20 protein-coding genes and 3 pseudogenes are annotated in these 20030 nt (G+C 30.5%); 4 read left to right on the top strand and 19 right to left on the bottom strand.

Annotated features, from left to right (window positions below; genetic code table 11):
- Positions 1–20: 20 nt before the first annotated feature.
- On the top strand, positions 21–692 hold the full coding sequence (locus tag HALSA_RS06265) for a YneB family resolvase-like protein (protein ID WP_041595994.1): 672 nt from the start codon (positions 21–23) through the stop codon (positions 690–692).
- Between the two features lie 250 nt (positions 693–942).
- On the opposite strand, the gene HALSA_RS06260 is transcribed toward HALSA_RS06265, so the two are convergent.
- From HALSA_RS06260 to HALSA_RS06190, 15 genes and pseudogenes are all read right to left on the bottom strand, one after another.
- On the bottom strand, positions 943–1443 hold the full coding sequence (locus HALSA_RS06260; protein ID WP_013405754.1) for a flavin reductase: 501 nt from the start codon (positions 1441–1443) through the stop codon (positions 943–945).
- Positions 1444–1488: 45 nt separating this feature from the next.
- A complete protein-coding gene (locus HALSA_RS06255) occupies positions 1489–2013 on the bottom strand; it encodes a chromate transporter (RefSeq protein ID WP_013405753.1) in 525 nt (174 codons plus the stop codon).
- 100 nt (positions 2014–2113) lie between these two features.
- Positions 2114–3240 (bottom strand): IS3 family transposase gene (locus HALSA_RS06250; RefSeq protein WP_095522095.1). Its coding sequence is split into 2 segments (ribosomal slippage): positions 2114–2988 and positions 2988–3240, totalling 1128 coding nucleotides; the frame shifts between segments, so codons are not numbered across the junction.
- 54 nt (positions 3241–3294) lie between these two features.
- Positions 3295–3864: a chromate transporter gene (locus tag HALSA_RS06240; protein ID WP_274377483.1), complete on the bottom strand. Its 570-nt coding sequence runs from the start codon at positions 3862–3864 to the stop codon at positions 3295–3297.
- A 55-nt stretch (positions 3865–3919) separates the two neighbouring features.
- A complete protein-coding gene (locus tag HALSA_RS06235; RefSeq protein ID WP_238524736.1) occupies positions 3920–4387 on the bottom strand; it encodes a GntR family transcriptional regulator in 468 nt (155 codons plus the stop codon).
- Between the two features lie 36 nt (positions 4388–4423).
- A pseudogene (locus tag HALSA_RS13175) lies at positions 4424–4591 on the bottom strand (GntR family transcriptional regulator); the annotation flags it as partial.
- A 308-nt stretch (positions 4592–4899) separates the two neighbouring features.
- Positions 4900–6069 carry a tryptophan synthase subunit beta gene (gene trpB, locus HALSA_RS06230; protein WP_013405749.1) on the bottom strand — a complete coding sequence of 390 codons (1170 nt, stop codon included), beginning with the start codon at positions 6067–6069 and terminating at the stop codon, positions 4900–4902.
- 191 nt (positions 6070–6260) lie between these two features.
- Positions 6261–6887 (bottom strand): NAD(P)H:quinone oxidoreductase, encoded by a 627-nt coding sequence (gene wrbA / locus HALSA_RS06225; RefSeq protein WP_013405748.1) that lies wholly within the window; start codon positions 6885–6887, stop codon positions 6261–6263.
- A gap of 142 nt (positions 6888–7029) precedes the next feature.
- Entirely contained in the window at positions 7030–7527 is a 498-nt protein-coding gene (locus tag HALSA_RS06220) for a dihydrofolate reductase (RefSeq protein WP_013405747.1), read from the bottom strand.
- Positions 7528–7801: 274 nt separating this feature from the next.
- A complete protein-coding gene (locus HALSA_RS06215; RefSeq protein ID WP_013405746.1) occupies positions 7802–9055 on the bottom strand; it encodes an RNA-guided endonuclease InsQ/TnpB family protein in 1254 nt (417 codons plus the stop codon).
- Positions 9056–9306: 251 nt separating this feature from the next.
- Entirely contained in the window at positions 9307–10005 is a 699-nt protein-coding gene (locus tag HALSA_RS12450) for a type II CAAX endopeptidase family protein (protein WP_013405745.1), read from the bottom strand.
- Between the two features lie 83 nt (positions 10006–10088).
- Complete coding sequence (locus HALSA_RS06205) at positions 10089–10934, bottom strand: SDR family oxidoreductase (RefSeq protein WP_013405744.1); 846 nt, start codon at positions 10932–10934, stop codon at positions 10089–10091.
- Positions 10935–11115: 181 nt separating this feature from the next.
- Positions 11116–11886, bottom strand: coding sequence for an SAM-dependent methyltransferase (locus HALSA_RS06200; protein ID WP_013405743.1), 771 nt, complete (start codon positions 11884–11886; stop codon positions 11116–11118).
- Between the two features lie 12 nt (positions 11887–11898).
- Complete coding sequence (locus tag HALSA_RS06195) at positions 11899–12657, bottom strand: class I SAM-dependent methyltransferase (RefSeq protein WP_013405742.1); 759 nt, start codon at positions 12655–12657, stop codon at positions 11899–11901.
- Positions 12658–12835: 178 nt separating this feature from the next.
- Positions 12836–13924 (bottom strand): Fic family protein, encoded by a 1089-nt coding sequence (locus HALSA_RS06190; protein ID WP_013405741.1) that lies wholly within the window; start codon positions 13922–13924, stop codon positions 12836–12838.
- Between the two features lie 370 nt (positions 13925–14294).
- Here HALSA_RS06190 and HALSA_RS06185 point away from each other — a divergent pair, with 370 nt between their 5' ends.
- Together HALSA_RS06185 and HALSA_RS06180 are read left to right on the top strand one after the other, a co-directional pair.
- Positions 14295–14519 carry an AbrB/MazE/SpoVT family DNA-binding domain-containing protein gene (locus tag HALSA_RS06185; RefSeq protein WP_013405740.1) on the top strand — a complete coding sequence of 75 codons (225 nt, stop codon included), beginning with the start codon at positions 14295–14297 and terminating at the stop codon, positions 14517–14519.
- Complete coding sequence (locus HALSA_RS06180) at positions 14516–14911, top strand: type II toxin-antitoxin system death-on-curing family toxin (RefSeq protein ID WP_013405739.1); 396 nt, start codon at positions 14516–14518, stop codon at positions 14909–14911. The genes HALSA_RS06185 and HALSA_RS06180 overlap by 4 nt, the downstream gene beginning before the upstream one ends.
- Before the next feature lie 291 nt (positions 14912–15202).
- Here HALSA_RS06180 and HALSA_RS12810 read toward each other — a convergent pair.
- Positions 15203–15313 (bottom strand): annotated as a pseudogene (locus HALSA_RS12810) (transposase); the annotation flags it as partial.
- A 57-nt stretch (positions 15314–15370) separates the two neighbouring features.
- Between HALSA_RS12810 and HALSA_RS13330 the strand changes: the two are divergent.
- Positions 15371–15629, top strand: a pseudogene (locus HALSA_RS13330) (RNA-guided endonuclease InsQ/TnpB family protein); the annotation flags it as partial.
- A gap of 390 nt (positions 15630–16019) precedes the next feature.
- Here the strand turns inward: HALSA_RS13330 and HALSA_RS06175 are convergent.
- From HALSA_RS06175 to clpB, 3 genes are all read right to left on the bottom strand, one after another.
- Positions 16020–16427: a pyridoxamine 5'-phosphate oxidase family protein gene (locus HALSA_RS06175; protein WP_013405738.1), complete on the bottom strand. Its 408-nt coding sequence runs from the start codon at positions 16425–16427 to the stop codon at positions 16020–16022.
- A 79-nt stretch (positions 16428–16506) separates the two neighbouring features.
- A complete protein-coding gene (locus HALSA_RS06170) occupies positions 16507–17211 on the bottom strand; it encodes a methyltransferase (protein ID WP_013405737.1) in 705 nt (234 codons plus the stop codon).
- A gap of 197 nt (positions 17212–17408) precedes the next feature.
- Positions 17409–19991 carry an ATP-dependent chaperone ClpB gene (gene clpB / locus HALSA_RS06165; RefSeq protein ID WP_013405736.1) on the bottom strand — a complete coding sequence of 861 codons (2583 nt, stop codon included), beginning with the start codon at positions 19989–19991 and terminating at the stop codon, positions 17409–17411.
- Positions 19992–20030: the final 39 nt, after the last annotated feature.

The following is a 20030-nucleotide window of genomic DNA, read 5'->3' as shown; positions in this document are numbered from 1 at the left end:
TTATAGAAAGGGTGTTCAAAATAAAAAAAGCAGTTATTTATACAAGGGTTAGTACTCAAAAAGATAGCCAGAAAAGCAGCTTAAAGCGCCAAAAAGATGAGCTTTTAAGCTATGCAGCAAAAAATGATTTAAAAATTATTAAAATTGTAGAAGAAAAAGAAAGTGGTTTTAATGAAAGCAGACCTGGTATTTTAGAAGTTTTAGATCTTATAAAGAGAAATAAAGCTGAAATACTTTTAATCCAGGATAGCAGTCGTTTAGGCAGGGGTAATGCAAAGATGGCTTTGATCCATCAAATAACGAAAATGGAGGCAGAAATACATACCCTAGCTGATAAAGGAGCGATAGCGTTAAATGATTTAGAAAAAATGATTTTAGAAATTTTATCAGTAGTCGAAAACTATCAACAGGAATTAAGGAATAAAAATATCAGTAGAGCTATGAAAAAAAAGATAAACTCTGGCGATTTTAATCCTGCAGCAAATTTAAAAAATATTGATCAGGGTGGTAGAGATCGCAAAGAAGTTCCTTTAAAAGAAATTATAAGATTAAGGAGCTTAGATTTAACATTTAAAGATATTGCTGCTACCTTAAAAGGGCTTGGCTATGATGTTTCTAAATCTACTGTACACAGAAGATATCAGGAATATAAAAATAAAAAAGAAAGTGATCAAGAAATTAAGCAGCTTTAGAGCTGCTTTTTTTAATTGCTTAATATAATTGCTTAAAATTTTTTGAAATCCCAATTTCCTAAGTGAACTTAAGGATTGAGATATAAGCAATTTTAGCTAAATTTACTGTTTTTAGGCATTTTTGTAGTATAACTTCGTAAAATTGTTATTTTACGAAGTTATTTAAAAAGAAATAAATCGCTTTAATGTGAAAAGCTGTCCTATTCCACATCAAAGCGAAAACTTTTTGCTTCTAGAGCCTCTGTTTTTATTACTCCTGATATACTGCAACTACCTCTCCATAATAAAATGTATGCATATCTTGCTTGGGATATTTTTTTTCAACTATATCTTTTGCCAGTTTATCTATGTTCATATCCTGTTTATATTTTATCCTGGCAATAAAATGAAGATCATTTCCTTTTATCACTGGAACTTCACATTCTTCTACTTCAAGTAATTCTAAATTTAATTCGTCAATTTTATCATAATCTCTACCCGACTTAGTTCCACAAAATTGCAGTTCTTTTTTTAGCTGTCCATTTAAGGGTACACTAGCTGTAAAATAATCACTGTTTTCTATTAATTGATGGGTATGTCTGGACTTTCTCACTGGTGCCATTATAATATTTTGATTCCATATATATCCAACAGTGCCCCAGCCCATGGTCATTGTATTAACTTCTCCATCTGCTTTAGTGGTTAAAAATACTCCCTGGGGCAGAACTTCTCTATAATTATTTAAAACCTGATTAAATTCTATTTTTTTCATTTATTACACCTCTTTTTGCTTTATATTAATTTTATATAATTTTTCTTAATATATTAGTGCTCCTGAAACTCCTGCTAAAACAATTAAGGTAATTGGATTAATATTTGTTTTTATCATTATTCCCAGTACTGATACTGAAATTATAAATGTCTGAATATCGATAATACTTGTTTTAACCAGTGAAAGTGCTGCTAAAATAATCAAACCGATTACGGTTGGTCTTATATATCTAATTACAGCATTTATATAATCAGAATCCTTTATTTTCTTATAGTAATGAGCTAAGAGTAAAACTAGAATAAATGAGGGTGTTATAACAGCTAAAGTTGCAAAAAATGCTCCTAAAACACTTGAAGTTGATTTAAAACCAACAAAAGTACCACTATTTACAGCAATAGCTCCTGGTGTCATCTGGGCAATAGCGATTATATCAACAAATTCTTGCATGGTTAGCCAGCCATATCTTTCTAATTCCCTCTGTAAAAGTGATATCATAGCATAACCGCCACCGAAGCCAAACAAACCAACTTTAAAAAACGATCTCATTAAAGCAATTATTATTTCCAGCATTTTACAACCACTTTTTAAATTAATCAATTAAAATTTTATAATTTCACTTCTAATCTAATCAATATAAACCTCTTTATAAACTTTGGATTGTCAACCCTTTTTACAACAATTTTTTATCGAACATTAAATATCTATATTCAACAGGTGTTAGGTAATCTAATGACCCGTGGATTCTGTGGTTATTATACCAGTTAACATAGTCAAATAGCTCATATTCCAGCTCTTGAAAACTATTAAAGATTCTATCATAAGCAAATTCAGTCTTAACTACTTTGAAGGCTGCTTCTGCAACTGCATTATCATAAGGACAGCCTTTATTGCTTAAAGAACGCTCAATATCGAAGTTGTCTAAAATATCATCGATTGCTTTATTTTTAAATTCATTACCTCTGTCAGTATGTAAAATATTAATTTGATCCAGTGGTCTTTTAATACTTTTAAAAGCCTCAGTTACTAATTCAGCATTTTTCTTTTTGCCTGCTGCATAACCAACAAATTCGCGGTTAAAGAGGTCAATTATCAGGCAGATATAGTTCCATTTGCCCTTTACATTAACATAGGTTAGGTCACTGACAACAACATCTAGAGCTTCTTTTTTATCAAATTCTCTGTTTACAACATTAGCTATTTTATCTTCATTACAGCTTGGAGAATGGACTTTGTATTGCTTTTTAGTGTAAGTGGAAACCAGATCATATTTTTTCATTATTTTACCTATTCTGCGTCTGGATACCTGATAGCCTTTTTTAGCTAGTTTTCTTTTGATTTTTCTGGTTCCATAATGAGTTTTATTTTCTTTAAAGATTCTAATTATTTCACTTTCCAGTTCAATGTTAACCTGTTTTTTCTTAGGGGTATAATAAACCATCCCCCTTGATATATTGAGTGCTCTGCACATGGCGCTGATACTGTATTTATCCCTGTTTGCCTTAATGACTGCTACTTTCGTCCCATTATCAGCGCCGCTTGCTTTAAAATATCATTCTCCATTTTAAGCTGCTTGTTTTCTTTTTGTAATTTAATTAATTCTTTTTCTTTATCAGATCTATTATCTTTAGCGCTGAATGACCCTGAGTTATTATAGTCTTTTATCCATTTATGAAGTGTGGACCTTGCCATTCCATATTCATTGAGTATTTCAGTTTGATTTTTACCATTATTGGCCAGAGCAACAACCTTTCTTTTGATTTCTTCAGGATATTTTGTAGGCATGATATTTTCCTCCATTTTAGTTTGTTATTATCTTATTATATCATGTCCGAGAAAAAACTGTTTAATTAATTATACCCGATCCACTTTTTTATAATTTCTCTGCACTTTATTTTTTAGCTTTATGAAATAATCTTTTTTGTAAGAAATTGAGCCGAAAAATATTGCCATAAGAATTAAAAATGCTGGATTTACAGCGAAAGTTAAACCAATTAAAAGAACTAGACTAATGGTTGCGGCTAAAGGTGGATCCCATTCTATATATTTTGCTAAATCAAGACCTGCATAAATAATTAAGCCCACAACTGCTGGACGAATTCCTCTTAAAATGTTCTGAACAATTACATAATCATTAAAGTTTCTAAAAACTATAGCTATTGTTAAAATCACAAAAAATGATGGTAAAGCAATCCCAATAGCTGCTACTAATGCTCCGGCAAAACCGGCAATATTATAACCAAAAAATATGGACATATTAATTGCTACTGCACCTGGTACAGTTTGAGTGATAGAGATAGCATTTACAAACTTTTCTTTATCAACCCAACCCTGTTTATCAACAAATTCTTTTTCCATAATTGGAATCATTGCGAGTCCGCCACCAAAGGTAAAAAGTCCTATTTTAAAAAAGGTTATAAACATTTTAAATAACCGTTTAATGTTTTTATTCATTGATAGATTTATAACACTCCTCATATTATAGAGTCATTTCCACTGAAAAACTAAAATGATCTCCTCTTATCAAACTTTCTCTTAGTTCTATTAGTTTATTTTCTGAATCATAACTGTATCTTATAGTCTGGAATAAACAACTATCTTCTTTAACTTCTAACAACTCTTGATCATTTAATGAAGGTAAAACAGGTTCTAAATATTCTTTTGCTCTTACAACATGATTATCATTTTTCTTTAAAAGGTTATACAATGAATCCTGTTTTAATTCAGGGATTTCAAAGTTTTTTAAATAATCAATAGGTATATATGATGTTTCAAGAATTAAAGGCACTTCATTCATTAATCTAAGCCTATTTATCTGCCAGAGTTCAGTAGAAACAAACTCATCAATACTTTTTAGACCTTTTATTTTTTTGTGTTCAAGTAATTTGCTTTCAGGATTTTCAATATTTTGAGCTATATTTTGCCCAAAACTATAAAATTGCAGCAAGCTCTGTTCCCAGTGCAGTTCTTTAACTAAATATCCCTTTCCCTGTTTGCTTTCAATTGTACCTTTTTCTTTTAAAACATTTAGGGCTTTACGAATCGTTGAACGAGTAACTTCAAATTCTTGAGATAATTTGTTTTCTGAAGGAAGATATGCTCCAGATGGATAAACCCCCTTATATATTCTTTGAGTGATTTCTGCAGCAATATTTTTATAGATTGCTGATAAATGATTTTTAGCTATAATATCTCCTCCTGTGAAATTAAATTTTTGTTAATTTAAAAAATACTACTTGTGTACACAAGTAGCTTGTTTAACAGTTTAGTATTATTTAAAAGCAATGTCAAGCTATATTGAAAAAAATTTAAAAAATTTTTTGGATCTTTAAAATGCAAATTATACTAAAATAATTTTTTGTATTAAAGATCAAAAACACCTCCAATTTCTAGAAATTAGAGGTGTTAATTTACTAAATTATTTTAAATTACCATTTTCATGTAATTTTTTAATCTGTCCTACATCTCTTTATCTCCCCTACCTGAGAGATTGATTATTACAATTTGATCTTCATTTAGATCTTTAGCTATTTTCATTCCTCCTGCAACAGCATGAGCGCTTTCTAAAGCGGGTATAATACCCTCTTTTTCGGATAAAAGATGGAAAGCGTCTAATGCTTCCTGGTCAGAAGCGGTTGTATATTTAGCTCTACCACTATCTTTTAAATAACCGTGCTCTGGTCCTACACCGGGATAATCAAGTCCTGCTGCAATAGAATGAGTATGAGAAATCTCATCATTTTCATCATAAAGAACATAACTTTTAAATCCATGTAATTCTCCAGGTTTTCCAAAAGTTAATGGAGCTGCGTTTTGTCCGGGTTTATCACCCTTACCACCTGGCTCAATACCTAATATATTAACTTCTTTATCATCTACAAAAGGAGCAAATAATCCAATTGCATTACTTCCTCCACCAACACAGGCAACTATGTAATCAGGTAATTTATTTTCTTTTTCTAAAATCTGCATTCTGGCTTCTTTACCAATTATGGACTGGAATTCTTTAACCATAGTTGGATAAGGATCAGGTCCAACAGCAGAACCTAGCATATAAAAAGTAGTATCAACATTTGTAACAAAATCTTTTAATGCTTCATCAACTGCATCTTTTAAAGTTCCATCTCCTGCAGAAACAGCATTAACATTAGCACCAAGCAATTCCATTCTAAAAACATTTAATTCCTGGCGTTTTGTATCAACTTCTCCCATAAAAATCTCACAATCCATATCAAAAAGTGCACAGGCAGTTGCTGTTGCTACACCATGTTGACCAGCACCAGTTTCAGCAATAATTCTTTTTTTGCCCATTTTTCTGGCCAGTAACGCCTGACCAATACAGTTATTAATTTTATGAGCACCTGTGTGGTTTAAATCCTCTCTTTTTAAGTATATCTTTGCTCCTCCGACTTCTTTAGTGAGATTTTTAGCAAAATATAAAGGGCTGGGTTTACCTACATAATCTTTAAAAAGAATAGCAAGTTCATCCCGAAATTCTTTATTGTCTTTGATTTCTTCAAACCCCTCTTTTAATTCCTCTAAAGCAGAAGCTAAATCTTCTGGAACTATTCTGCCTCCAAAATCACCAAAAAAACCACTTCTTTGCTCTTCTCTACTCTTCTCTTTCATTCTCTCATCCTCCATCTCATTTTTTTAATATCTTAGTTACTTAAAATTTTGAATTTAATAAAAGTTTAGCAGAAATATTCTTAACTGTCAACCATTGTGAATAACATTAAAATCTTTTTATTGTAAATATTTCATTGAAAAAACCCCGCTTTTAATAGCAGGGTTGAATGATTTATAAATTTTAATTATTTTTAATAAACTTCTTTAACACCACTGGCAACTTTTGCAACTCTTTTAGCCAGTCTTCCAGCCATATTTAAGTCGCCATCTGTAGGCATCTGTGATCCATCACCACCGGCAATTGTTGAGGGACCATAAGGTGTACCTCCCTGGAGTTTAAATTCATTTAGTTCTTTATTTTCCCCATAAGGAGAACCAACAAAAATCATTCCCAGATGAAGCAGCGGAATTAATGAAGAAAGAATTGTACTTTCCTGTCCACCGTGAACAGTATTAGTACTGCTCATAATTCCAGTGACCTTTCCTTCTAGAGCTCCTTTAGCCCATAGACCTCCAGCTGTATCAATAAATTGTTTAACCTGAGCTGGCATATTACCAAAACGAGTTGGAATACCCCAGACTATACCATCTGCCCATTCTAAATCAGAATGATTAGCTTTTTTAACATCTGCCTGAGCTTTTTGAGCTTCTACATAAGCATCTTGAGAAGACATTCCTTTTCTAGCTGCTTCTAATTCAGGGATTTTACGAAGTTTTACCTCATAATCTTCATTATCTTCTAAAGCTGCAGCTGCACTTTGAGCCATTTTAAATATGTGACCATAAGAACTATAATATGTGATTAATACTTTTGTCATTATTTTACCCTCCTGATCATTTTGTTGATTTGTTTTTTCAAATAATAGCTATATAGGCATTTAATTCTTCTTGTTATTTTAATAATATCAATTATTATAATTAATTACTGTATAATTTTTAACATAAGCCTAAATTTCACCCCTATTTACCTTTTTTCCTTAGATAAATATTATGATAATATTCATATGGGTTTTCACAATCAGTAACACCTTTCTTTACTTGTATTTTAATCCAATTATCAAAATCTATCTCTGGAAAATAAGTATCTCCGGAAAATTCGTGTTCTATAATGGTTAAATATAATTTATCACAATAAGGCAAAAAAAGTTGAAAAATTTTTAGACCTCCAATTATAAAAGCTTCTTTTTTCTGCACTAAAAATCTATTTAGAATTTCTTTTTTGGAATGAATTATCTCACAGCCCTCTGCAGAATAATTTTTATTTTTAGATAAAATGATGTTTTTTCTACCTGCTAAAGGAGATCCAATAGATTCAAAAGTCTTTCTCCCCATTATAATAGCTGATCCCATAGTAGTCTGCTTAAAATACCTTAAATCTGCGGGTAGTTTCCAGGGAAGTTTCCCGTTTTGACCGATCAATTGATTCTGATCCATTGCTGCGATAATTGATAAACTCATACATTCCTCCTTTTTTCTTTATTTTTCTTTATTTTAAATCTATTCACTAATCTCAACTTTCTTTTTCATCCATTTCCAGGAATAAGTTGTTAGAAATAAAGCTATCAAAATCTCTACTAGCAAATTCAGTACAGAAAAACTAGTGAACCTCTCCACCTAAATCAAAACCAAGATTTAGAGGGAGCTTCTAACTGCTTCATATAGATTAAAGTTCAACCTATATTACTAGGTCAGTTTACAAGATGTTTGGCTTTTAAGTTTTGCTCCTAATAGTTTAGGATACCCTTAATCTTGAAGGATTGTCCACAAATCCATTATCTCTCGCCTCTTTGATAGGTCTGAGAATACATTTATCGTTATGGTATTTACGAAGTATATTAAAACTACCATTCTGATCAGCATTAATTAATAGGCCCTCGTTAGTTTTAAAGAGACCTCTAGTAATTCTTCTGGATTTATCATAGTTACTTTTATTTATTTTTTCCAGATCTACTGAACTACATCCAGAAGTATAGCTTTCATCAATTCCAACAACTTTGATACCTTTTAGTTTAGCTTTGTATTCAATTAATTTTTTTAATCTCTGGATCGGTATTTGGACAAAAGATTTAAGTTTGCTGCATTGTTTAATATTTTTTATATCTCCAATTACAATAGTTTCTACTTGATTTTCAATTGCTAAATCAACTATTTTGCAACTAGCTTTATGGAGATAATCTCTAATATAATTTTTTCTCTTTAATCTCAGATATTTTATTCGTTTAGTATCTCTAATTTTACTGGTAGCTAACTGCCTCATTCTAATGCTTTGTAGTCTGGCAATTTCTTTATTAAAATAAGAATTTTTGGATTTAATAGTTTTACCATTGATAATATAACAATCAGAATTGTTTTTAAATATTAAAGTAGCCAAATTATCAAGACCTAGATCTACTGCCATTATGTTAGATTTCTTACTTTCTTTTGCCTCTTTAACTTTGTAGATAATTAAGAGATACCATCTTTTAGAAATACGGTCCTGCTTAATCTTTATCTGCTGGACAGCATCTAAATCTATAATGCTTTGAACTGCTTCAGGCAGCTCAAAATTAAGAGCCTTCACATTATATTTAGACTGTATCTTTTTAGATAAGGATAAGAGTAATTTGTTATCTCTAATTCTAACAGCTAAATTGGTAAAAATTATTTCACAGGGATTACTGTTCATATGTTTAAAATTAGGTGACCCTGGCTGACCCTTATATTTTTGAGGATTCTTTTTATAATCTTTGAGAGAATTAAAAAAACTTTTCCAGTCCTGAACTAACTGCTTTAATGCCTGCTGTCTGTTATGGGAGTGAAGGTAGTCATTATGCCAGTTATTTTTATATCTAGTTTCTAATTCAGTATAGACAGCTTTTACATCTTTATTATTTTTAATCTGATAATTGACTGTATTATATAATTTAGAGCAATGCCAGGCTAATTCATTAATTATTACTAATTGCTTATGGCTTAATTTAGGCTTGAATTTAAATGATAATCGCATTGATTTTTCACCTCCATCCTACTATAATTATATCATACATATGTTTGCTTGTAAAAGAAAACATGGAGGTTTGATTTTTATGAATAGAGACTTAAATAACAATTATCATTCTGTTTATAGTCTACAATATCATTATTGTATCTTCTGGTGGTGCTACTATTGAGACAATTAAAAAGTATATTGAAAATCAGAATAAATAGCCAATTCATCTCCAGCCAATGCATAGCTTGGATGGAGTTTTCTTGGCAATTTTAGATAAATAATTCACCGCTTAAATTACCTAATGCATGATATAATACAACAGCATAAGCAACCCGTCCACTTTTATTATATAACCATGCATAGATTGGTGAACCCAGCAATATACTAAGATGAAAAGTCCAAAAAGCTGTGGTTCCTACACCCAATTGAGATTGATATGTACCCTCCAGAAAAAATAGAGGTAAATGCCATAAAGCCCAGAAAAGTCCTATAATTAAACTGGCCAGTATTATTGGCACTTTTCTCTGCAAACCTTCTAGTGCATAAGCCCTCCAGCCTATCTCTTCCATTCCACCAATAATCACTCCAATTAACATAAATATCAGAGGACCAATATCAAAAATAGCTATTTCTTCATACAGGAAATTATTTAGCAGTATTGGTGTAATCTTTAGTATTAATACAAGAATAATTACATATGAATACCAATTAAATTTTAATGTAAAGGGATTAAAAACTCTGCAAATAAATTTAAAAGGCGTTTTATCAAGATCTTTATCCCAATAACCCAGTTTAATTAAGATTAATGATATAATTAAAGGACCAAGCGCTCCTGTTAAAGATAAAATAACAGTAGGAAATTGCAGATAATTTTGATTGCTTAAAATAGTTAAACCTAAAAAAGTCCAGGTCCAAATAATTGTACCGACAAGAAAAAACCATGGATTAGCTTTATTTTTTTCTAACATTTTTAGTTTCTCCTTCTATTATTTCATCTCAAGTAATTGAATGAAAAATAAATCGTTGCTATCTTTTAATATATAGTTTTAAATTATTTCAAATTCATATAAAACTCCCTCAGAGTAAAATCACCCATTGCTGGAGCAACCATATCCTGTGACAGGACTGTCAAAAATAGCTCTATTGGTCCATAAAATTTTTGAAATGTAAAGGTTCTTAGCAAAAATAAAGATATTTTTATCAACCACTCTGGTATATAAGTTATCTTTTTTTCATTCCCTGCAACATCAAAAGCAATAGATGCAATTTCATTTTGTGATAATATTTCAGGACCACCAACTTCTATTTCTTTTTCATTATTTTTCACTGCATCTACACATACTACAGCTAGATCTTTACCATGAATAGGATTAACTTTAAATTCTCCATCGCCAAATAGAAAAATACGTCCTTTTTGTGCCATGTGAAAAAACTCAGCCATATCCGAAAAAAATCCATTGGGACGAATAATACAGTGCTCAAGCTGAGCTTGCTTTAGTTCATCTACAAATAATTCTTTTGCTTCACATATTTTTAAATCTCTAAGCTCTCTTCCTTTAAAAACCGAAATGTAAATGAATTTTTTAACCCCATGTTTTAGAGCTTCATCCAATAAATTTTTATTGGCCTGGTAATCCACATCAATATATTTAAAACCATCTTTCTGTCTTGTAATTCCCAATGTAGAAATTACAATATCGACGTCTTGACAGCAATTTATGATCGACTCAGCTTCGGTAACCTGAGCTTCTAATATTTCTATTTTTTTTACTTCTTCTGGACTTAATTTAGAAGGACTACGTACAACAACTCTGAGATCATAATTACGGTTGATAAGTTCGTTTAAAATATATCCTCCGAGATATCCAGTTGCTCCAGCTAACAGCACTTTTGTCATTATATATATTCCTCCATATCATTAGATGTTTAAATTTCCATAGTGTTTATCCTTAATTTTGCTTTTTTTGATATATACTTAATGAAAAGCTAAATGTAAGTATTTGAGCTACAAATGTTGCTGCTATCATTATTGCAGTTAATTCTAGATTTTGAAATGTTAATTTATTTTTTTCATTTGATCATCTTTCTAGAACCATAGTTGAACATGTAATTACATTTTTTAAATTTTCGTATTCTTTTTTTTGTTGATTGCTATAATTGATAAATATTTCAGCTTTGTCTGGGTATTTAACACTCAATTCCTGACAACGTTTGAATAGATTTCTGTATTCTTTATCGTAATTTGCTGCAAGGTTATCATCTTCACTTATAACTACTTCATCTATTAAATGCATACCAGCTTCTGAAATTTGTTTTTTTAGTTCGCTTTTATTGTGAAAATTATTATGTTTGAAGTTACTATCATCATCAATATATCCATCATCAATAATTATAATGCCACCGTCTTTCAAATTGTTGTTTAATATTGTAAGAGTTTCAAAATAATCACCAAATACTTGTCCAATAGCACCTAATATTATTACATCATATTTTCCAAGCTCTTTTATCTTTTCTCGAATATCACCAACTTCAAATTTACACAAATTGCTAACTCCATGTTCTTCAGCTTTTGATTCTGAAAAAGAAATAAATTCTGGTATTGCATCAATCCCGTAGCACTCACAATTGATTTGTTTAGCTATATTAATAGAAACTGCACCTTTTCCGCAGCCTAAATCCAACACTGTAAGGTTATTAATATTTGCAAAATGCTTTTTAATAAGCTTTATCATTACTTTAGGGTCAGACCCAATTTCCCAAAAATCTTGAAGAATGTACGGTAGATACGTTAAAATCTCACTGTCTGTACAATCCATTGAAGTTAAAATGCTTTCTTCAATTGTTTTCATTATCTATCATTCCTATTCATTGGATACTTTTTTAGCTATATAAAAACCGTAACTTAGATAATCTTTATACTCTTTGTATTTCCTTATTTCTTCCTTTTGATTATCTATCATATTTTTCGCAATTTCAGAATTATTATGCTTACTAAGGAAATCATCAAAACGTTCTTCCATAGGCTTATAATAATTCTCAATCCAGCTATCTTCTGATAATATAAAATAACCAATCGGAGAAAAATCATTTTCTTCTAATATTTTAATCTTTTTTGAGGCAGTATCAATTTCTGGGTATTCATTATTCCAGTATTGATCTATTTCACTTGGTCTTGAATTTGTAGTCCATGTAATTTCACTTAAAGCTATATAGCCGCCAGTTTTTAAAAAGTATTTCCAATTCTTTATTCCTGCTTCAAACCCCATAATGTAAACTGCACCTTCCGACCAAATTATATCAAATTCTTCTTTGTCAAAAGATAAATTTTCCATTGGCTTTTTAACTGTTGTAATTTTATCTTCTAAACCCTGTTCTTTTGTTTTTAAATTTAATTTTGCTAAAAATTCAGGAAATAAGTCAACTGCAGTTATTTCCCCTTCAATATTTTGAGCCAGGGTAATTGTCTGAGCACCTGTACCACAACCAATATCTGCAACTTTCAAAGACTTTTTCTTGCTAATATCCATAAAATTAAATGCCTTTAATGTATCAGAAGGACTTCCAGGCCCTTGTCTTTTAGCATTTTTATGAAAATCAATTAATAATTCTACTTCCTTCATTTACATTCTCCTCCTGGTAATTTATATTCAATGCAAATTATTTCATATTGATAAAGCCTTTTTTCAACAGTACAGCTTAACATTAAATTACTATGAAAATACTTTAAAATATGGCAACCTGCAAGCTTTATGAAAGAAGGCATGACGCCAATCCCATGTTATGTGATGTATCATGGCTTTATCTTAATAAATCAAGTAAATTATAATAATAATATTTTCTATTTCTCATTTTATTATCTGAAAATATCACCTTCTCTTCTTCAAGAGTAAAAAGATATCTTCTACAAGTTGTATCAGGTATCCCTGTTAAAGAACTAATTGTTTTTACATTAAATATCGGCTTTTGAAACATCGCTTTAATTAGGTCTAATACATTAGTACTATTTATTATATTCATTGCATTTTCTAAATCTCTTTCATACAGGTTATCAATTTCCTCAATTAGATTAATATTTTTGATTACTTGTTTGTTTACACTTTGCAGGAAGAATTTAATCCATTGATTCCAACCATTACCCTCTTTTCTTGTTCCATTCAGTAATCTATAGTATTTATGCTTATCTTTTTCTAATACTTCACTGATAAATAAATTGGGAGAATTTATGAGATTTACATCATATAAATACAGTGGAATTAATATACGGCCAATTCTACCGTTACCATCTAAAAATGGATGAATAGTTTCGAATTGAGCGTGTATAATTGCTATTCTAACTAAAGAATGCAAATTATCATTTGGGTTATTAATATACTTTTCTAGATTAGACATATAGGAATCAACTAATTGTGGCTGAGGTGGCACAAAAGTAGCAGTTTCTAAAGTGCAACCTTCTGGTCCTATAAAATTTTGAATAGAACGATATTCTCCAGGAGCTCCATTTTGTCCTCGAACTCCATTACTCATCAAAATTTCATGTAATTTTTTGAAGAGACGTGTTGATATAGGATATTTTTCTAAAGCACTCTCACCATAGTTTAATGCATCATAATAATTTAGAACCTCTTGAGCATCATTATTTTTTTTATTTTTATCAATATCAAATTCTAAAACTTCGTCAAAAGTTACTTGTGTTCCTTCAATTTTGCTGGACTGTACAGCCTCCTGTAAACTAAATGGAGTAATAAGAAAATACTCATTAATTTTAGATTTTTTTAACATCACCTGATATTTCCCTACATTTGTACTTGCATTAATTAGTTCAGTATAAAATTCCATAGGATCAATTTGTTTTTCTATTGGTAATTCAAATGGTTTAAAAGATTTCATTTAAATCATCCTCTCTTTTATTTTCATTTTATACATTATATTATAATATAATGGCTATAAATTGCAATTGTTTTCAAATTTATATTATTTGAAAATAAAAAAGAGATTATTTGGTTTATTATATTTCAAATAACGTTCCTGGGATTTGCGCTCATGCCTGATTCCGTCAGGAACTGGCGTAAAGCTTGCTTTTCCGTATTCGTAATTAGTTAAATTGCAAGCTTTATGACAGAAGGCATGACGTCAATCCCATGTTATCTGATCGTTTGCTTCTTTTGACCTTCTCTTTATATAATCACTTATTCTTTTTCTTTTACCTGCTTGCTTTTTAAGTAATACAAATGTTATAATATAGTTGAGGTGATTGACTATGAAAACCATAAAACTAAGAAAAGTTGGTAACAGCTATGGGTTTACTATTCCTAAAGAGCTTAAAGAAAAATATAATCTTAAAGAAGGTGAAGAACTTCATATTATTGAAAATGAAGATGGTTTTACAGTAACTCCTTTTAATCCTGAATTTGAAGAGTGGGCTAAAGCTTTTGATAAGACTAACCAAAAATACAAAAACACTCTTAAGGAATTAGCTAAATGAATGACATTATATTTATTCCTAAAGACATAATTCTTTTTTTCCACGAACAACTTGTTAAAATTTATGGTGGAAGTATGGGTATTAGAGATGAAAATTTATTAAATTCAGCTCTTGAACAACCTAAAACAACTTATCAGGGTGAATATTTGCATGATTCACTGCTAAAAATGGCAGCAGCTTATGGCTACCATCTTTGTAATAATCATCCCTTTATTGATGGGAACAAAAGAATTGCTTTTGTAGCTATGGATACTTTTTTACAAAAAAATGGTCTAGAAATTACAGCTTCTGAAAAAGAAGCCTATAAAATGATGATCCAGGTATCTTCTGGTCAGTTATCAAAAAAAGAACTAACGTTATGGCTTGAAAATAATACAAATTCAATAAAATGATAAACCTTCTGATTTAATATATCAGGGGGTTTTTTGTTTCGTAATTTACTAGTCGGCAAATGTCAGATAACTCTTTTCTTTGCGAATAAAAGTTCATCATTTCTAAATATGTTTGATCTTCAAGACTGTTATTTCGTTAAGATCTATATTCTATAATTTATCAAAAGGATTAATAATCTTGATCAAATTCTTATTACTTACATGAGTGTAAATCTCAGTTGTAGTTGAACTTTTATCTAAATATGCCAAGAAAACTCCATCCAAGCTATGCATTGTGTGGAGATAAATTGGCTATTTATTCTGATTTTCAATATACTTTTTAATTGTCTCAATAGTAGCACCACCAGTAGACAAAATGCAGTAGCTTCTAGACCAAAAAGCAGGTTTCCAATAATATTTTTTCTTTTACAAGCAAACATATGTATGATATAATTATAGTAGGATGGAGGTGAAAAATCAATGCGATTATCATTTAAATTCAAGCCTAAATTAAGCCATAAGCAATTAGTAATAATTAATGAATTAGCCTGGCATATTAGTAAACTATATAATACAGTCAATTATCAGATTAAAAATAATAAAGATGTAAAAGCTGTCTATACTGAATATGAACAGTAATCCCTGTGAAATAATTTTTACCAATTTAGCTGTTAGAATTAGAGATAACAAATTACTCTTATCCTTATCTAAAAAGATACAGTCTAAATATAATGTGAAGGTCACTAAAGCTTTTAATTTATAATACGCAAGGTAAGCTTTAGTATGACTGTATTCGATTTGGCCGCTCTTCAGTAGATCTGGAAAAAATAAATAAAAGTAACTTTGATAAATCCAGAAGAATTTCCAGAGGTCTCTTTAAAACTAAGGAGGGCCTATTAATTAATGTATTCTCAGATCTATCAAAGAGGCGAGAGATAATGGGTTTGTGGCCAATCCTTCAAGATTAAGGGTACCTAAACTATTAGGAGCAAAACTTAAAAATTAGGTGAGATTAAAGGAATCAGCCTGTCTAAACCCTTTTTAAAGGCTTAAATAATATTTATCTCAAACTATCAACAAAATTCTCCTGAGCTTCTCAATTGGAGAAAATGTATTAAATATTTAAAATTTAATCAATATACTTAACTTGATCTTCTTTGTCAGAAAGAATTATTTCTTCAATACTAAAAATAATTAAGCCGATATTATCTCCTATGATAAATTGAGGCATATTATTCTTTTTTAAATGCATTTCTCTATAATTATCTCCCTCTTTATCCTCCATTGTTACAGCAGTTCCCAAAAAAGTAGCACTTAAACCATCAGAAATTGATGATATCAGCAGTGATATGTTTTTGTTCTTTTGAATATTAGAATATTTTTTACTATTTATTCTGCTGCTTAAAATAATTTTATTTTTTGTCTCAACATATGTGAAATTCATTAATGATAAATAGGGTTTATTCTCCCCACATGTAGCCATTGTACAAAAACTTTTATTTTTTAGTAAAAATTTAATATTATTTGGAATATCCATAATTATCCTCCTTTAAATTAGATAATATTATTATATAATCATTTTATTATAAGCATCTTTAACACTTCCAAATGCCTTTTCATTTACTATAGATAATTTCCATATCTGGCTTTTCAGTGCAGAAATAATGTACCCAGATATAAACATGTTGGAATAATGCTGCACTTAATGCTGCCTGAGAACCTAAGAATAATGCAACAACCCACAATAGAAAAAAAGCAAAGGAATACATAGAATTATTATTCCATTTAAAGATTCCTTTTTTTACTAAAGGCATTTTTCTATAAGAAACTCGAAAATGATCTGCTCCTAATGCTCTAATTATTCCAAAATATCTTAGAACTGACCAAATAGTATAAATAGCTGGAATTAACAAAAAGAATGTAAGAGCTAGTGCTATTAATTCTGGAAGAAAAAGAGAACTAGAATCAGATTTAGCTAAGCCAATAAGTGTAATAACACGAGCTAAAAGAAAGGGTAAAAAAATTAAACTCCAGATAAATAGATCAAAACTACCAAATATTTTAGATAAAGTAGCCCAACCTAATTGAAGACGAAAAACAATCCAGACTAATATTTGATGCAAGACAGCTGTTCCAATTGTAAGCCAAAACCAAGTTATATCTCTAATACCCAACCAGGAACCTTCACCCATTACTGGTGACGCAAATGCCCAAACAATAGGTAGTAATATTAATAAAGCAACAAGGTGCCATATTTGTCTATGAAAAAAATAATGTAATGAACGTGCTTTTTGATGCCATATATTTTCTTTGTTCTTCATTATAATCTGATCCTCCTGACTGGATTGTACTTTTATTTGACTATAAGTTAATTAAATATTTAAGTTCCTTTCTCTTATTGTTTCCATATTATTATCTTTCTTTGTTTGGATTATTAATCCTTTGTTATTGAACAAAACTTATTTCAAGATAAAAAAAGCAGAGCAGTTTTTACACTGATCTGCTAATAGTTTCATACTTAAATGTTAAATTTAAATTCGCCATCTTCAAAATCTACAGTAATGATATCTCCCTCTTCAATTTTACCTTCCAGTAGAGCCATTGCAAGTTCATCTTTAATTTGACTCTGGATTACTCTTCTTAAAGGTCGTGCTCCATAGGCTGGATCATAACCTATCTCAAGTAGTTCCTCTTTAGCGTTTTTTGTTAATTCTATTTCTATATCTTTATCTGCTAAATTTTGCTGGAGATAAGATATTTGAATATCAATAATATCAAAGAGATTTTCCTTGCTTAATGAGTTAAAGATAATTTTTTCATCAATTCTGTTTAAGAATTCCGGCCTAAAGTGAGACTTAAGTGACTGTTCTATTTTTTCTCTTATTTCTGATTTTTCCTGAAGATCCATGATAAATTGAGAGCCGATATTAGAAGTCATAATGATCACAGTATTTTTAAAATCAACTTCTTTACCCTGGCTGTCTGTTAATACACCATCATCTAGTATTTGTAGTAAGATATTAAATACATCTTGATGAGCTTTTTCAATTTCATCAAATAATATTACAGAATAAGGCTTTCTTCTTACCTTTTCAGTTAGCTGTCCACCTTCTTCAAAACCAACATAACCAGGAGGTGAGCCGATTAGTTTTGAGACTGCATGTCTTTCCATATACTCTGACATATCAAGCCTGATAAGTGCTTTTTCGTCATCAAATAAATAAGCTGCCAGTGTTTTAGCAAGTTCTGTTTTTCCGACTCCGGTTGGTCCCATAAAGAGGAATGAGGCAAGTGGTCTATCTGCATCCTGAAGACCTGTTCTAGAGCGTCTAATTGCATTACTGACGGCAACAACTGCATCTCTTTGTCCAACAACTCTTTTTTCTAGTTCTTCTTCTAAATGGATTAATTTCTCTTTCTCTTCTTCCATTAATTTCTGGAGTGGAATATCGGTCCAGAGTGAAACTATTTCTGCAATATCTTCTTCAGTTACCTCTTCTTTAACCAACTGTTCTGTATTTTCTTTTGAGCTTTCTACTTTTTGAGTAAGTTCTGCTAGTTCTTTACGCAGATCATGAAGTTTTCCATACTTTAATTTAGCAGCTTCTTCATAATTTGCTTCTCTTTCTGCAGCCTGGGCTTTAACCTCTACTCTATCAATTTCTTCTTTTAATTTCTGTATTTTAGCAAGTTGGTCTTTTTCGTTTTGCCATTTTAACTGTAAGGGATCTCTTTTATCTTTTAACTCCTGCAATTTTTCTTCAATTTCTTCCAGCTTTTCTTTTGCTTCCGGATTATCTTCTTTTTTAAGAGCCTCTTTTTCAACTTCTAAACGCCTGACTTTTCTATCCAGTTCATCTATCTCAAGTGGCATAGAATCTATTTCTATTCTGATTTTAGAAGCAGCTTCATCAATTAAGTCTATTGCTTTATCAGGTAAAAACCTTTCAGTTAAATAGCGGTCTGATAATTTGGCTGCAGCTACAATCGCATTATCAGTTATTTTAATTCCATGATGAATTTCATATTTTTCTTTTAAACCTCTTAAGATAGAGATTGTATCCTCTATATCTGGCTCTGATACTTTAACAGGTTGAAATCTTCTTTCAAAAGCAGCATCTTTTTCTATATGCTTTTTATATTCTGCTAAGGTAGTAGCTCCTACACAGTGCAGTTCACCTCTAGCAAGAGCTGGTTTTAAAAGGTTAGCTGCATCCATTGAACCCTCAGTTGCTCCTGCTCCAACTAAAGTGTGCATCTCATCAATAAATAAAATTATCTGTCCTTCTGCTTTTTTAATTTCTTTTAAAACAGATTTTAGTCTTTCTTCAAACTCTCCTCTAAATTTTGTTCCAGCAACTAATGACCCCATATCAAGTGATATGACTCTTTTGTTTTTTAAACTTTCTGGAATATCTCCATTAACAATTCTTTGGGCAAGCCCCTCTACGATTGCAGTTTTACCAACACCGGGTTCACCGATTAAAACCGGATTATTTTTTCTTCTGCGAGAAAGGACCTGCATAACCCTTCTGATCAGGTTATCACGTCCAATAACAGGGTCTAACTTACCTTCAGCTGCCTGTTCTGTAATATCAATAGTATATTTTTCTAGAACATTAAAGCCATCTTCACCCTGTTGAGAATCTATATTACTTCCGCCTCTGATTTCTTTAATGATCTTTTTCATTTGATTAAGACTAACTCCATTTTCAGAAAGTATTTTAGCAATGTCGGTATTTCTTTTTGCTAAGAATGCTAATAGAAAATGTTCTGTAGAAACAAACTTATCCCCCAGAGCATCAGCCTGTTTATCAGCTTCTCTTAAGATTTCGTTTAATTTATATGACATATAGGCTTGAGCATCTTTTTTGCTATATACTTGAGGCAACTTATCTAATAATTCCTCATTTTTTTCTTTAATAATTTTTATATTAGCCTCAGCCTTTTCTAATAGTGGTATTACTATTCCATCATCTTGATTTAACATTGCTTTTAAAAGATGAGAGGGGAAAATCTCCTGATGACTATAATCTTTAGCAATATGCTGAGCCTCCACAAGGCTCTGTTGAGCTTTACGAGTAAACTTTTCCATATCCATAAGCCTTAACCTCCTCAATTCAATATATTATTTATAGTA

This window comes from Halanaerobium hydrogeniformans, assembly GCF_000166415.1.
GTDB classification, from domain to species: domain Bacteria; phylum Bacillota; class Halanaerobiia; order Halanaerobiales; family Halanaerobiaceae; genus Halanaerobium; species Halanaerobium hydrogeniformans.
Note: the sequence above shows the minus strand (reverse complement) of the source record. Positions and strands in the feature narration are given on the sequence as shown.